Source organism: Mycobacterium sp. RTGN5 (assembly GCF_033804465.1).
GTDB lineage: Bacteria > Actinomycetota > Actinomycetes > Mycobacteriales > Mycobacteriaceae > Mycobacterium.
On the sequence record NZ_JAPZLA010000002.1, the window covers coordinates 51101 to 65827 of the forward strand.

12 protein-coding genes are annotated in these 14727 nt (G+C 67.1%); 4 read left to right on the forward strand and 8 right to left on the reverse strand.

Annotation, left to right across the window (positions count from 1 at the left end):
- The first annotated feature begins 3 nt into the window (after positions 1-3).
- Positions 4-585: a helix-turn-helix domain-containing protein gene (locus tag SLQ31_RS12805; protein WP_319433157.1), complete on the forward strand. Its 582-nt coding sequence runs from the start codon at positions 4-6 to the stop codon at positions 583-585.
- Entirely contained in the window at positions 582-2117 is a 1536-nt protein-coding gene (locus SLQ31_RS12810) for a glycerol-3-phosphate dehydrogenase/oxidase (protein WP_319433158.1), read from the forward strand. Before SLQ31_RS12805 ends, SLQ31_RS12810 begins: the two co-directional genes overlap by 4 nt.
- A 1-nt stretch (position 2118) precedes the next feature.
- On the opposite strand, the gene SLQ31_RS12815 is transcribed toward SLQ31_RS12810, so the two are convergent.
- Complete coding sequence (locus tag SLQ31_RS12815; protein ID WP_319433159.1) at positions 2119-3201, reverse strand: aldo/keto reductase; 1083 nt, start codon at positions 3199-3201, stop codon at positions 2119-2121.
- 117 nt (positions 3202-3318) lie between these two features.
- Here SLQ31_RS12815 and SLQ31_RS12820 point away from each other — a divergent pair, with 117 nt between their 5' ends.
- Positions 3319-4236, forward strand: a complete 918-nt coding sequence (locus tag SLQ31_RS12820; RefSeq protein ID WP_319433160.1) for an AraC family transcriptional regulator — start codon at positions 3319-3321, stop codon at positions 4234-4236.
- Between the two features lie 84 nt (positions 4237-4320).
- Here SLQ31_RS12820 and SLQ31_RS12825 read toward each other — a convergent pair whose 3' ends face one another.
- From SLQ31_RS12825 to aceE, 7 genes are all read right to left on the reverse strand, one after another.
- Complete coding sequence (locus tag SLQ31_RS12825; RefSeq protein WP_319433161.1) at positions 4321-5742, reverse strand: acyl-CoA carboxylase subunit beta; 1422 nt, start codon at positions 5740-5742, stop codon at positions 4321-4323.
- Positions 5743-5800: 58 nt separating this feature from the next.
- Entirely contained in the window at positions 5801-7063 is a 1263-nt protein-coding gene (gene kasB / locus SLQ31_RS12830) for a 3-oxoacyl-ACP synthase KasB (RefSeq protein WP_319433162.1), read from the reverse strand.
- Between the two features lie 33 nt (positions 7064-7096).
- Entirely contained in the window at positions 7097-8347 is a 1251-nt protein-coding gene (gene kasA / locus SLQ31_RS12835) for a 3-oxoacyl-ACP synthase KasA (protein WP_319433163.1), read from the reverse strand.
- Positions 8344-8640, reverse strand: a complete 297-nt coding sequence (gene acpM, locus SLQ31_RS12840; protein ID WP_319433164.1) for a meromycolate extension acyl carrier protein AcpM — start codon at positions 8638-8640, stop codon at positions 8344-8346. Before acpM ends, kasA begins: the two co-directional genes overlap by 4 nt.
- Before the next feature lie 76 nt (positions 8641-8716).
- Entirely contained in the window at positions 8717-9637 is a 921-nt protein-coding gene (locus tag SLQ31_RS12845) for an ACP S-malonyltransferase (RefSeq protein ID WP_319434602.1), read from the reverse strand.
- 148 nt (positions 9638-9785) lie between these two features.
- Complete coding sequence (locus tag SLQ31_RS12850) at positions 9786-11066, reverse strand: PucR family transcriptional regulator (protein ID WP_319433165.1); 1281 nt, start codon at positions 11064-11066, stop codon at positions 9786-9788.
- 72 nt (positions 11067-11138) lie between these two features.
- Positions 11139-13928, reverse strand: coding sequence for a pyruvate dehydrogenase (acetyl-transferring), homodimeric type (aceE, locus tag SLQ31_RS12855; protein WP_319433166.1), 2790 nt, complete (start codon positions 13926-13928; stop codon positions 11139-11141).
- 149 nt (positions 13929-14077) lie between these two features.
- Between aceE and SLQ31_RS12860 the strand changes: the two genes are divergently transcribed.
- On the forward strand, positions 14078-14647 hold the full coding sequence (locus SLQ31_RS12860; RefSeq protein ID WP_319433167.1) for a hypothetical protein: 570 nt from the start codon (positions 14078-14080) through the stop codon (positions 14645-14647).
- Positions 14648-14727: the final 80 nt, after the last annotated feature.

Genomic DNA, 14727 nt, shown 5'->3' on the forward strand with positions numbered 1-14727 from the left:
CAGATGCTGTCAATTAGTAACGACGAATCGGTGGACATCGGCGACCGGATCATGGCCGCCGCGGCCAGCTGTGTCCGCGACTTCGGCGTCGAGCGGGTCACCCTGGCCGAGATCGCCCGACGGGCGGGCGTGAGCCGTCCAACGGTGTATCGCCGCTGGCCAGACACCAATACGATCGTGGCCTCGCTGCTCACCGACCGGATTACCGGCGCCTGGCGCGCGGTCCCGGCGACCACCCCCGGCCGCACCGGCCTGGTCCAGCGGATCGTCGAGGTGGCCCGCCGCCTGCGCGACGACGAACTCATCACCTCGGTTCTGAGATCCGCCCCCGACCTGGCGATGGTCTACATCGCCGGACGCCTGGGCACCAGCCAGCAGATCCTGATCGACCTGCTCGTCGACGCCCTGCGCGTTGCCCAAGTCGACGGCAGCGTCCGGGCCGGCGACGTCCGACGGATGTCGGCGATGGTGCTGCTCATCGGGCAGTCCACGATCCAGTCCGCCCAGATCGTCGAACCCATCCTCGACGGCGACGCACTGAGCGTCGAGCTGTCCCGTGCCCTGAATGGATACCTCGCCCCATGAGTGACCTCACCGCCCTCAGCGCCGCCCGGCGCACCATCGAACTGACCGAGCTGGGTGACGACGGCCGCGTCGACGTCGTCGTCATCGGCGGCGGCATCACCGGGGCCGGCATCGCACTCGACGCCGCCAGCCGCGGCCTGTCCGTGCTGCTGGTCGAGAAGCACGACCTGGCCTTCGGCACCAGCCGCTGGAGCTCCAAGCTGGTCCACGGCGGCCTGCGTTATCTGGCCACCGGCAACGTCGGCATCGCACGGCGCAGCGCGGTCGAGCGTGGCATCCTGATGACCCGCAATGCCCCGCACCTGGTGAGCGCCATGCCGCAGCTGGTTCCGCTGCTACCGTCCATGGGTCGCACTCAAAGAGCTTTGATACGAACCGGTTTCGTGGCCGGTGACGCGCTGCGCGTATTGGCCGGCACCAAGTCCTCGACCCTGCCACGATCCCGGCGCATCGGTGTATCGCAGGCCCTGTCAATGGTGCCGACCGTGCGCCGCGACGGCCTCGACGGCGGCCTGCTCGCCTACGACGGGCAGCTGATCGACGACGCCAGACTGGTCGTCGCGGTCACCCGCACCGCCGCTCAACATGGCGCTCGGATCCTGACTCGGGTGTCCGCGGTGAGCGCCACCGGCACCTCGGTGCGGCTGCGCGACGAGCTGACCGGCGACTCGCTCGAGGTGACCGCCCGCGCGGTCATCAACGCGACCGGCGTGTGGGCCGGCGAGGTCGATCCCGCGATCAAGCTGCGCCCGAGCCGGGGCACCCACCTGGTGTTCGATGCCGCGTCGTTCGGCAATCCGACTGCCGCGCTGACCATTCCGATCCCCGGCGAGATCAACCGGTTCGTGTTCGCGATGCCCGAGCAGCTCGGCCGCGTCTACCTCGGGCTGACCGACGAAGACGCCCCCGGCCCGATTCCCGATGTGCCCGAACCGACTCCCGCCGAGACCAGCTTCCTGCTTGACACCGTCAACACCGCGCTGGGAACCGCGCTGACGAACGCGGATGTCAAGGGTGCGTACGCCGGACTGCGTCCGCTGATCGACACGGGGGAGGGCCGGACGTCAGATCTGTCGCGCGAACACGCCGTCATCGAATCGGATTCCGGGGTGTTCAGCATCGTCGGCGGCAAGCTCACCGAGTACCGGCACATGGCTGAAGATGCCCTCGACCGCGCGCTGACGGCCCGGTCGATCACCGCCCAGCCGTGCCGCACCCGCAATCTGCCGCTGGTTGGTGCGCCCGCCAATCCTGTTGCCACACTGCGTACGACGAGTCATCTGCCCAGTTCTCTGGTCGCCCGATACGGCGCCGAGTCGCCGAACGTCATCGCTTCGGCGCGCTGCGACCGGCCGACCGACCCGGTCGCCGACGGTATTGACGTCACCCGGGCGGAATTCGAGTTCGCCGTGACCCACGAAGGCGCCTTGAGCGCTGACGACATCGTGGACCGGCGCACCCGCATCGGGCTCGTCGAGGCCGACCGGGACCGGGCGCTGGCCGTGGCCGAGGACCTGCTGGCCCGCGCCTGACTCAATACCGGACGGCACTCTGCAGCAGCGGGGGATAGACCGTCGACGGCTCACCGTCCACGGTGGTGCCGGCGAACTGCAGCATCGAGCGGGTCGTCCCGTTCACGTCGGCCGGGTAGTTGAGCGTCGGCGCGGACACCTCGTCGAGCCGACGCACCTGCTCGGGGGTCAGCGTGACGTCGACGGCCGCCAGGTTGTCCTCGAGGTGCGCCATCCGCCGCGCCCCCAGAATCGGTACGACGGTGCCCTGCCGGGCCCGCAGCCAGGCCAGCGCAACCGCGGCCGGCGTGGTGCCGACCTCGTCAGCGACGGCGGTGACCGCCTCGATGACCACGAACTCGTCATCACTGGGGCCGCCGACATAGCTGGCACGGACCGAATCGTCGACGGTCGCTCCGCGGCGGTACTTGCCGGACAGGAACCCGTTCTTCAGCGGACTCCACGGCACCAGCGCCATGCCCTGGTCGAGCGCAAGCGGGGCGAGCTCACCCTCGACGGTGCGGGCCAGAAGCGAATACTCCACCTGCAGGGCGATCAGCGGTGTCCAGCCGCGCAACACGGCCATGGTCTGGGCCTGGGCGGTCACCCAGGCCGGTGTGTTGGAGAAGCCGATGTAGCGAACGGTGCCGGAGCGAACCAAGTCGTCGAGGGTGCGCAGGGTCTCCTCGATGGGTGTGTTGCGATCCCAGTTGTGCAGCCAGTACAGATCCAGATAGTCGGTATTCAAGCGGCGCAACGTTTCTCGCAGCTGGCCGAGGATCGCGGTGCGTCCCGCGCCGCCGCCGTTGGGGTCACCGGGATGCAGATTGGCGAAGAACTTCGAGGCCAGCACGACCCGGTCGCGGCGACCAGGGCGGGCACCGAACCAATCGCCGAGGATCTTTTCCGAGTGGCCGTTGGTATAGAAGTTGGCGGTGTCGACGAAATTGCCGCCGCGGTCCAGGTAGGCGTCGAGGATCCGCTCGGACTCCTCGACGCTGGAGCCGGCGCCCCCGGCGTCTTCGCCGAACGTCATCGCGCCGAGGGCGAACGGGCTGACCCGCAAGCCGGACCGGCCAAGGGTGACGTAGTGATCGAGTGGCATGAATCGCTCCTTGGTAGATGTGTCTGACATATCCATCAAAGGCGAATACACAGCTCAGAGGTAGACCAATGCGATCCAACTCTTGCATGATCCGATTAACTTTGATGGGATCTAGGCATGGATGCCCGTGCGGATCAGTTGGCCGAGATGCGCGCATTGATCGCGGCTCATGTCAGAGCGGACCTGCAGACCCCGATCGACGGGCTGCTGTTATCCGAGGCGGCGGCATCGACAACGCCGGACTATTCGCTGACCGAACCCCTGGTTGTGGTGATGGCTCAGGGCGGCAAGCGCCTGCTGCTCGGCGATGAGGTGTACGAATACCGCGCGGGGCAGTGTCTGGTCGTGACGGCCGATCTGCCGGTGACCGGGCACTTCCTCGACACCGCGGATGGCGCCCCGTCGTTGGGGATGGCGTTGGTGCTGCGGCCCGCTGTGGTCGCCGGGTTGGTGTTGCAGGCCCCGGCCGCGCGCTGGGCCCGTGGCGCGGTCGCGCATTCGGCGATGTCGACCGCCGATGCCGACACCGAGCTACTCGACGCGGTGATTCGGCTGCTGCGACTGCTCGAAAAGCCCTCGGATGCAACGATTCTGGCGCCCCTGATCGAGCGCGAGATCATCTGGCGGCTTCTGACGGGGCCGCAGGGGGAGACCGTGCGGCAGATCGGCTTGGCCGACAGCAACCTGTCTTACGTCAGCCGGGCCATCGGCTGGATCCGGGAGAACTACGCCGAACCGATGCGCATCGATGAGCTGGCCCAGGTGGCCGGGATGAGCCCGTCGACGTTCCACCGGCACTTCCGGGGGGTTACGGCCATGAGCCCCTTGCAATTCCAGAAGCGGATCCGGCTGCAGGAGGCGCGCTCGATGCTCGTCACCGCGCCCGGCGACATCGCGGGCATCGGGCATCGCGTCGGCTATGACAGCCCGTCGCAATTCACCCGCGAGTACCGCAGGCTCTTCGGCGCTCCACCGGGGCAGGACGCCATGCGCATCCGCGCCCACGCCGAAGGCCTACAGCGTGCGGTGATCTAGCCAGCCAACCCAGCGCCGAGATCGACGAAATGGCGCGATCTACTCGCACTTTTCCGCCCAAACGTTGGTTTGGGCGCAACCGAATCAGAGCGGGATGTTCTTGTGCCGTCCGCGCCGGGCCGGAGCCTCGGCGAGCGCCTGGGTCAGCTTGCTGCGAGTGTGCGCCGGGTCGATCTTCTCGTCGACCACACCGATCTCGACCGCACTGTCCACGCCGCCGGCGATCCGCTCGTGTTCGGCGGCCAATTCCTCGTGCAGGGCTTCGCGCTCGTCATCGGGTGCGGCGGCCAGCTTCCTCTTGTGCAGAATGCCGACCGCAGCTTTGGCGCCCATCACGGCAACCTCCGCGTCCGGCCAGGCGAACACCTTCGTGGCGCCCAGCGACCGCGAGTTCATCGCAATGTAGGCCCCGCCGTAGATCTTTCGCGTCACCAGTGTCACCCGCGGAACATTCGCCTCACCGAAGGCGTGCAGCAGCTTGGCGCCACGGCGCACGACCCCGCCCCACTCCTGGTCCACGCCGGGCAGATAACCGGGCACGTCGACGATGACCACCAGCGGGATGCCGAAGGCGTCACACAGGCGCACGAAACGCGCTGACTTCTCCGCGCTTTCAGAGTTCAGGCAGCCGCCAAGACGCAGCGGATTGTTGGCGATGACGCCGACCGTGCGGCCGGACAGCCTGCCCAGACCGACGACGATCGACGGCGCCCACTTGCCCTGGAATTCCTCGAACGGAGTGTCCGCGTCCAGCAGTGCCTCGACCAGCGGGTGCACGTCGTAGGCGCGACGGGGCGACGCCGGCAGCAGCGCGTGCAGGTCGGTGTCGCCGGCCTCGGCCTTATCGCGGTCGAAATGGCCCTGCTGGGAGAACAATCCGATCAACCGGCGAGCGCGCGCGTAGGCGTCCAGCTCGTCGGTGGCGACGATGTGGCACACACCGGACTTCTTGTGGTGGGTGTCCGGACCTCCGAGGGAGGCCATGTCGACGTCCTCACCGGTCACGCTGCGCACCACGTCGGGACCGGTGACGAACACCCGGCCCTCCGCCGCCATGATGACGACGTCGGTCAGCGCGGGACCGTAGGCCGCGCCGCCGGCGGCGAAGCCGACCACGACCGAGATCTGCGGGATGTAGCCCGACGCGCGGATCATGGCCTCGAAGACCAGTCCCACCGCATGCAGCGCCTTGACGCCCTCAGCGAGCCGGGCGCCACCGGAGTGCCAGATGCCCACGATCGGGGCCTGCTCCTCGATGGCGGCGTCGTAGGCATTGACGATGTGCTGGCAGCCCTCGACTCCCATGGCGCCGCCCATGACGGTGCCGTCGGTGCAGAAGGCGATGGTGCGCACGCCGTTGACGGTGCCGGCCGCGGACAGCACACCGGACCGGTCACGCTCGTGCAGCAGCTCCACGCTGCCGTCGTCGAAGAACGTGGACAGCCGCAGCAGCGGGTCACGCGGGTCGAGCGATTCGCCGACCGTCTCAGGGGCGATAGTCGTCATCTGAACCTCCTATGTGCGCACGGGATATCAGTTGGCACTGTCAACACTGTTCGTGTTGTCAGTACTTCCCGAAGGCGATCGCCACATTGTGACCACCGAATCCGAACGAGTTGTTGATCGCATACTGGTAGTTGCCTGGCCGGGGTTCGCCGGCCACCACGTCCAGATCGATCTCCGGATCGAGGTTGCGCAGGTTGAGCGTGGCCGGCACGACGCCGTCCCGCAGTGCCAGCACGGTGAGGATCGACTCCACCGCACCCACGGCACCCACCGAGTGGCCCAGCGCCGATTTGGGCGCGTAGACCGCCGGCCGATGAGTGCCGACCGCATTGTTGATTGCCTTTGCCTCCGCGACATCGCCCACCTGGGTGCCTGTCGCGTGGGCGTTGATGTGGTCGATGTCGGCGGGCTGCAAACCCGCGAGCTGGATTGCCCGCGTCATTGCGTGACCCGCCTGTTCGCCGTTGGGGTCGGGCGCCACGATGTGGTACCCGTCCGAGGTGATGCCCGCGCCCATGATGCGGGCGAGGATGTTGGCCCCGCGCGCCTTGGCGTGTTCCTCGGTCTCGATGACCATCATCGCGCCGCCCTCACCGAAGACGAACCCGTTGCGATCTTTGTCGAACGGCCGGCAGGCGCCGGCCGGGTCGTCGTTGGTGGTGGACAAGACAATTCGCATCTGAGCGAATCCCGCGATCGGCACGGCCTCGATCTTGGTCTCGACGCCACCGCATACCGCGATGTCGGCTTCGCCGAGAACGATCTGTCGCCATGCCTGCGCGATGGCTTCCGATCCGGAGGCGCAAGCCGAGACCGGAGTGATGACCCCGGCCTTCGCCTTGAGCTCCAACCCGACGGCCGCCGCGGCGGCGTTGGGCATGTACATCTGGACTGCCAGCGGTGATACCGCCCGCAGGCCTTTGGCGCGCATCGCTTCGTAGGCGAATAGCAGTTCTTCGGTTGAGCCGATCCCGGTTCCGAGCGACACCATCAACCGTGTGGAATCCACCTCCGGTGAGCCGGCGCTCTGCCAGGCCCGCCGGCTGATGACGGTGGCCATCTTCTGCAGGTAGGACATCCGGCGCAGTTCCACCCGCGTCAGCTCACCGTCGAATTCCTCGAGCAGGTGCCCCCCGATGCGGACTGGCAGGTCGTACATCTCGACGAACTCGTCTTCGAGAAGCCGGATGCCACTTTGACCGTCCAGCAACCGTTTCCAGGTGCCTTCGGCGTCGGATGCCAGGGCGGTCGTCATCGCTACTCCGGTGACGACCACGTCGGGAAAGCCATTCCCCGTTGACAATTGAGTCAACCCTGTCATTGTTTCCTGCTAGTCCTTCCCCCCGGAACGGTGTCAGTAACGCCCGAACGCCAGCGCTACGTTGTGCCCTCCAAACCCGAAGGAGTTGTTGATCGCGTACTGGTAGTCGCCATAGCGCGGTTCGCCCGCGACGACGTCCAGATCGATCTCCGGATCGGGTGTTTCGTAATTCAGTGTGGGCGGGATGACGCCGTCACGCAGGGTCAGCACCGTGAGGATCGACTCCAGCGCACCGACCGCACCGATCGAGTGGCCGAGCGCACCCTTGGGGGCGTACACCGCGGCGTCCGCGACACCGGCGACCCGAAGCGCGTTGGCTTCGGCGGTGTCACCGATGGGAGTGGCTGTTGCGTGGGCGTTGACGTAGCTGATGTCCTTGGGGGACAGGCCTGCCGTCTCCATCGCACGCTTCATGGCCGCCCCGGCCCGGAGGCCGTCCGGCGCCGGCGCCACCATATGGAAGCCGTCCGACGAGATGCCCGCACCGAGCAGCCGGGCTAGCGGCTTGGCGCCGCGGGCCTTGGCGTGCTCTTCGAGCTCGATGACCATCATGGCGCCGGCCTCGCCGAACACGAATCCGTCCCGGTTCTTGTCGAACGGGCGGGACGCGCCTTCGGGATTGTCGTTGTTGGTCGACATGGCCCGCATCATCGAGAACGCCGCGATCGGCAGCGCCTCGATGACACCTTCCACTCCGCCACAGACGGCGAAATCGGCGTCACCCATGACGAGCTGCCGCCAGGCGTGCGCGATGGCCTCCGACCCCGACGAGCACGCCGACACCGGGGTGATGACCCCGGCGCGAGCGCCCAGTTCGAGGCCGACGACCGCGGCGGCACCGTTGGGCATCACCATTTGAACGGCGAGCGGGGACACCTTGCGGGGCCCGCCCTCGTTCATGGCGTCGTACATTTCGACGATTTTCTCGCCGCCGCCGATACCGGTGCCGATCACGACCGAGAACCGGTCGGGATCCACGTCGGGCGTGCCTGCAGCTTCCCAGATTCGCTTGCTGAGGTACTTGCCCATCCGTTGGACATACGACATGCGTCGCAGGTCCAACCTGGTCATCTCGTCGTCGATGGGCTCCTTGAGGTGTCCACCGATTTTCGCGGCCAGGTCCCACTTGTGGACGAATTCGTCATCGAGTGCGCGGATTCCGCTTTCGCCCGCCAGCAGGCCCTTCCACGTGCTCTCGATATCCGACGCGATGGAAGTCGTCGCCGTAACGGCCGTGACTACGACGCTGGGGAAATTGCCGTTAGCAGTGGAAGGCCTGCTCATTCTGCTGTGAACTTATCTCGCAGGGCGGCAGCAGCCTCCGGGTTCTCTTCTTCGAGCTTCTGGATGTAGGAGACGACGTCACCGACGGTGCGCAGACCGGCGAGGTCCTCGTCGGGGATCTTCACGCCGTACTTGTCCTCGGTCTGCACGGCGATCTCCACCATCGACAGCGAGTCGATGTCCAGATCGTCGACGAACGACTTCTCCGGGGTGACCTCGGAGGGCTCGATACCGGTGACTTCTTCGATGATCTCGGCGAGACCGGCGATGATTTCATCCTGAGAGGCGGCCACAGTGGCTCCTTCGTAATTTGTTGTGTTACTGGATAAAACGTGTGTTTTACATGGTTGTCCTGGACGGGCCGGCCCCTCAGAGCTCGGAGAGTCCGTCCAGATCTGCGGGTGTCTTGACGGCACGCGTCGCGACTCCCCGAAGTTCTCGTTTGGCGATCCCGGCCAGAGTTCCCGCGGGCGGGAATTCCACGATCGCCGAGCCCTCTGTGTTCTCAAAGAGCTTCCGCATGGTTTCGGTGCACAGATCCCAACGCACCGGGCGGGTCAATTGCGCGACGAGCTTCTCCATCGCGTCTTGTGCTGAAGCTACCGGCTGGCCGTCGGCGTTGCTCAGCAGTGTGGTGGTCGGTTCGGCGGTAGCGACCTCGGCAGCCGCGGCGGCATAACCGTCGAGTGCGGAGGCCATGTAGTGCGTGTGGAAGGCGCCGGCGGTGGCCAGCTGGCGCACCCGGGCCTTGGCCGGCGGGTCCTCGGCCAGCTTCTCCAGCGCCGCGAGCGCTCCGGCGGCCACGATCTGGCCTGCGGCGTTGCGGTTGGCGGGCACCAGGTCGAGGGCCTCGAGGCGGGCCAGCACCTCGGCCTCGTCGCCGCCAAGGATGGCCGACATGCCGGTCGGCTCGGTGGCGCAGGCCTTGGCCATCTCGGCGCCGCGAACGGCGGCCAGCTTCACCGCGTCGTCGGCGGAGATGACGCCGGCGATCGCGTAGGCCGCGATCTCGCCGACGGAGTGGCCTGCGACGACGGTCGTCTTATCGGCGAGCAGGCCGCGCTTGACCAGTTCGGCGTTGGCGAGCAGCGTGGCCGCCACGACCAGGGGCTGAGTGACCGCGGTGTCGGTGATCTCGTCGGCAGTCGCGGTGGTGCCCAGCTGGGCCAGATCGAGGCCAGCGATGTCAGACCAGGTCTTGATCTGGTCTGAGGCACCAGGCAGCTCGAGCCATTCGGCGAGCATGCCGGGCGTCTGAGATCCCTGGCCTGGAGCCAGCAATGCGATCACGGATTGAGCCACTCTTTAAGAGAACATTGTGAAACCGGTTTTGCACGGTGTAAGAGATTATGAACCTTGTCTTATGTTTTTGTGGGGTCTCCACAAAAGTGCATGTGATGCGACTCCGCCGATACCTTGCCGCGATCTACCTGCGGTCTTAATTGACCCCCGCGGTACCGACCAACGGCGGTGTGAGCTGGGCAACAGAAGTGTTTGCCGTGGTGTGGATGGCCGCTGGGTAACCCAGCCGGCCCACGGTCGACGCCACTCGCAGGACGTACGCATCACGCGGCAGAGTGGGATCACGGCCGGTGAAGTCGGCGATCCGCCGCAGGCGGTAGCGGACCGTATTTGGATGAACGAACAGTTTTCTGGCGCAAGCTTCGATCGCTCCGCCGCTGTCGAGATAGGCGTCCAACGTCTCGGTGAGCGCCGGTCCGGCATCGGCCAGCGGTCGCATGATCTCGGTGTGCAGCGCGGTGATCGCCGAGGGATCGCCCAGAAGTGCGCGCTCGGGCAACAGTTCTCGGGCCAGGACCGGTCGGGGTGCGCCCGTCCAGCCGGCGACGGCGTTCATCCCCGAGATCGCCTCACTGGCGCTGTGGTGGGCGGCGCTGAGCATCGGCGCGGTCGGTCCGATCACCACCGGACTGTCGGCGAAGGCGTTGATCAGGTCGTTGAAAAATCGATCGGTGGGCCCGAGCGGGCCGGAGATGATGCCGATGAGCCAGGTGCCGTGCACGTCGGCCAGCGCGCCCCGGCCGTGCCGCGCGGCGATCTCGCGGACGTCCTCGCTGGCCAGTTCCTCCCGGCCGGGTGGCGGGGTGCCGACCACGACCGTCGCCGGGGCGGTGGTGTCCCAGTTCAGCGCGGCGGCCCGGGATAGCAGTTCCTGCCCGGTGTCGCCGCGGACGACGGCGTCGACGACGCTGGCCTCCATTCGGCTGTCCCATGCGCCGCGAGCCTCAGCGGCGTCGGCGTAGGAGGACGCCGCGGCGAAGGCCAGGTCGCGGCTGTAGCGCAGGATGCCGACCGACAAGGCGATGCGTTGCTCTTCATTACGGCCCAGGGCGGGCACGGCAGCCTCGAAGTTCTCCATGCTCACGCGCACCATGTCGACGGTCTGGGCCAGCGCGATGCGACGGGAAAGTTCCTGGGGGACCAGGGCGAACGCCTCGGCGGTATAGCCGACGTTGCTCTGTGGCTTACGCACCCATTCGGCGAAGTTGACCACCGCGGTTTGCAGCACGAGTTGGACGCTGGCGCGCTGGGAGGCCTCCAGTTCGCTGAAAAACGGCAGGTGCTCGGTCATGGCCGCCACTGCCTCGCTGGCCAGCCGCCCGGAGTGCTGCTTGAGCCGGCGCAGCGTCGACTCCGGCACGGTCTCCAACAACTCCAGGGGAGACCGTGACGGCTCAAGCGGGGTGTTGTCGATCATCCCTAAAAGCTACGCCGGGTTTCTGGATGTTCCCACCAAACGCGCGGGGCGCGAACGCCCCGATTCGGCGGCCTAGGCGCTGCCGGTGTCGACGAACGAGACCTCCGCGGCCAAGACGTCGTCGATCCGGTACTCCTTCGCCGCGGCGATCGCCACCGACGGGTCGATCTCCCCGTCGCGGGCCAGCGCCTCCAGCACCGCCACCACCACCGACTCGGCGTCGGTGTTGAAGTAGCGCCGCGCCGCGGGCCGGGTGTCGGAGAAGCCGAACCCGTCGGTGCCCAGCGTGACGTAGGTGTTGGGCACCCACGCCCGGATCTGCTCGGGTACCGCGCGCATCCAGTCCGATACCGCGACGGCCGGGCCCGCGGTGTCGGCCAGTGCCTGGGTCACGTAGGGCACCCGGGCTTCGCGGTCCGGGTGGCGCAGCAGGTCCTTCTCCACGGCGACCCCGTCGCGGTTGAGTTCACCCCAGCTGGTCACCGACCAGACGTCGGCGGCGACGTCCCAGCGCTCGGCCAGCAGGTCGGCCGCGCGCAGTGCCTCGGGCATCGCCACCCCCGACGCCAGGATCTGCGCGACGCTGCTGCGCTTCTGGGCGGCGGCGCGATAGCGGTAGATGCCCCGCAACAGCCCCTCGGGGTCGAAATCCGCCGGTTCGGCCGGCTGGGCATAGGGCTCGTTGTAGATGGTGACGTAGAAGAAGATGTTCTCCGGGTTCGCGCCGTACATCCGCGCCAGGCCGCTCTCCACGATGTAGGCGATCTCGTAGGCGAATGCCGGGTCGTAGGCCACCACTGCCGGGTTGGTCGACGCCAGCAGCAGCGAGTGCCCGTCGGCGTGCTGGAGGCCCTCACCGGTCAGCGTGGTGCGCCCGGCCGTCGCGCCCAGCACGAAGCCGCGGGCCATCTGGTCGCCGGCCGCCCAGAGCCCGTCGCCGGTGCGCTGGAACCCGAACATCGAATAGAAGATGTAGATCGGGATCATCGGTTCGTTGTGCGTCGAGTACGAGGTGCCGACCGCGGTGAACGACGCCGTCGAGCCGGCCTCGTTGATGCCCTCGTGCAGGATCTGGCCGATTTCACTTTCCTTGTAGGCCAACATCAATTCGGCGTCGACGGCGGTGTAGAGCTGGCCGTTGCGGTTGTAGATCTTCAGGCTCGGGAACCAGGAGTCCATGCCGAAGGTGCGTGCTTCGTCGGGGATGATCGGCACGATCCGGTGCCCGATCTCCTTGTCCCGCAACAGTTCTTTGAAGGTACGCACGGTGGCCATGGTGGTCGCGACCTGTTGCTGGCCGGACCCCTTCTTCAGCGCCTTGTACACGTCGCGCGGCGGCAGGGTCAGCACCTTGGCCTTGGTGCGCCGCTCGGGCACGAAACCGCCGAGCGCGCGGCGCCGGTCGATCAGGTAGCGGATCTCGGGCGCCTCGGGGCCGGGGTGGTAGTACGGCGGCAGGTACGGGTTCTCTTCGAGCTGGGCGTCGCTGACCGGGATCCGGATGGCGTCGCGGAAGTCCCGGAGATCTTGCAGCGCAAGCTTTTTCATCTGATGGGTGGCGTTGCGGCCCTGGAAGTGGGCGCCCAGCGAGTAGCCCTTGATGGTCTTGGCCAGGATCACCGTGGGCTGGCCCTTGTGCTCCGTGGCGGCCCGGTAGGCGGCGTACACCTTGCGGTAGTCGTGGCCGCCGCGCTTGAGGTTCCAGATCTCGCTGTCGGTCATCGGCTCGACGAGCGCCTTGGTGCGTGGGTCGCGGCCGAAGAAGTGGTCGCGCACGTAGGCGCCGTCGTTGGCCTTGTAGGTCTGGTAGTCACCGTCGGGCGTGGTGTTCATCAGGTTCACCAGCGCGCCGTCCTTGTCGGCGTGCAGCAGGGCGTCCCACTCGCGGCCCCAGACCACCTTGATGACGTTCCAGCCGGCACCCCGGAAGAAGGACTCCAGTTCCTGAATGATCTTGCCGTTGCCGCGCACCGGTCCGTCGAGGCGCTGCAGGTTGCAGTTGACGACGAAGGTCAGGTTGTCCAGGGCTTCGTTGGCGGCCACCTGGATCAGGCCGCGGCTTTCCGGCTCGTCCATCTCGCCGTCGCCGAGGAACGCCCACACGTGCTGATCGGCGGTGTCCTTGATGCCGCGGTCCTGCAGGTAGTGGTTGAACCGCGCCTGGTAGATGGCGTTCATCGGGCCCAGGCCCATCGACACCGTCGGGAACTCCCAGAAGTCGGGCATCAGCCGGGGGTGCGGGTAGGACGGCAGCCCGCCGCCGGGATGGCTGTGCTCCTGGCGGAAGCCGTCGAGCTGGTCGGCGGTGAGCCGGCCCTCGAGGAAGGCGCGGGCGTAAATGCCGGGGGAGGCATGGCCCTGGACGAACACCTGGTCGCCGCCGCCCGGGTGGGCCTTGCCGCGGAAGAAGTGGTTGAAGCCGACCTCGTAGAGCGCGGCCGAGGACGCATAGGTGGAGATGTGTCCGCCGACGCCGACGCCGGGGCGCTGCGCGCGGTGCACCATGACCGCGGCGTTCCACCTGATCCAGGCGCGGTAGCGGCGCTCGACGTCTTCGTCGCCGGGGAACCAGGGTTCCAGCTCGGTGGGAATGGTGTTGACGTAGTCGGTTGAGGTCAGCGCGGGGATCGCGACGCGCTGTTCACCGGCGCGCTCCAGCAGGCGCAGCATCAGGTAGCGGGCGCGGGCCGGGCCCGAGCGGGCCAGAAGTTGGTCGAAGGACTCCAGCCACTCGGCGGTCTCCTCGCTGTCGATATCAGGCAGATACGACGCGACGCCTTCGCGGATCACTCGGACTCGATCGGAATCGCTTTGACTGCTTGAGTTTTGAGCCAGATCGTGGCGCGCGAACTCGGTGGTCAACTTCAGCTCCTTAGTAGCTGGTGCAGGTTTTGCACCATCTGCCCCCTATCGTGCCGCACTTGGGGCCCTACCGACGAGTAGTGAAAGTCGGGGCAGGTGAATCTCTTGCACGTGCCGACCGGGGCAGTCACCCGGTAGCCTTCCGACCTGTGCTGATCAGAACTGCCCGCGGGCTGCGGATCGGCGGTCTGCTGGTCGGCAGTGCCGCGGCGGTGATGGCCGCCGTCGTCGGCTGCACCTCCGTCACCGGGGGCCACGGGGGGGTCAATGCCAACGACGCACCCGCCTACCGGACCTCGATGTCGGTGTCGGTCTCGCAGTCGTCGGCATCTTCCAGCGCCCGCGAGTCCGAACGCCAGGCATCGCTGACCACGCAGGCCATGCACGACACCTGCGAGACGTTGTCCACCTCCAGCGCCGATGCCATCGACGCGGTCAACTCGTACGTAAAGGCCTTCAACCAGGCTGCTCCCGAGCTGTCGGGCACCGAGGGTCCGGCGGTGGATTCGCTCAACAAGAGTGCCGATGCCGTCGCCGCCAGCATCACCGACGCCATCCCTGACGAGCTGAAGGCGGCGTTCAAGGACTGGGTCGACGGTGCCCACGCGACGGCCCGCGCGATTCTCGCTCACGCAGGGCCCGGAGAGTTCAACCAGACCATCCAAAGTCTCAACGACACCAGGTCGAATGCACTGAGCTTGTGCGACGCGACGTATTGATTCCTACCGCACGGCGAGTAATCCGCACTGTCGTGCGACGATAGGCCTAGAAAGCCGACCCTGAATTGAAGGAGGTTCCG

What these genes read in the sequence shown, in the direction of transcription:
- SLQ31_RS12805 (WP_319433157.1), top strand. Translation starts at nt 4, where the DNA reads ATGCTGTCAATTAGTAACGACGAATCGGTGGACATCGGCGACCGGATC.
- SLQ31_RS12810 (WP_319433158.1), top strand. Translation starts at nt 582, where the DNA reads ATGAGTGACCTCACCGCCCTCAGCGCCGCCCGGCGCACCATCGAACTG.
- SLQ31_RS12815 (WP_319433159.1), bottom strand. Translation starts at nt 3,201, where the DNA reads ATGCCACTCGATCACTACGTCACCCTTGGCCGGTCCGGCTTGCGGGTC.
- SLQ31_RS12820 (WP_319433160.1), top strand. Translation starts at nt 3,319, where the DNA reads ATGGATGCCCGTGCGGATCAGTTGGCCGAGATGCGCGCATTGATCGCG.
- SLQ31_RS12825 (WP_319433161.1), bottom strand. Translation starts at nt 5,742, where the DNA reads ATGACGACTATCGCCCCTGAGACGGTCGGCGAATCGCTCGACCCGCGT.
- kasB (WP_319433162.1), bottom strand. Translation starts at nt 7,063, where the DNA reads ATGACAGGGTTGACTCAATTGTCAACGGGGAATGGCTTTCCCGACGTG.
- kasA (WP_319433163.1), bottom strand. Translation starts at nt 8,347, where the DNA reads ATGAGCAGGCCTTCCACTGCTAACGGCAATTTCCCCAGCGTCGTAGTC.
- SLQ31_RS12850 (WP_319433165.1), bottom strand. Translation starts at nt 11,066, where the DNA reads ATGATCGACAACACCCCGCTTGAGCCGTCACGGTCTCCCCTGGAGTTG.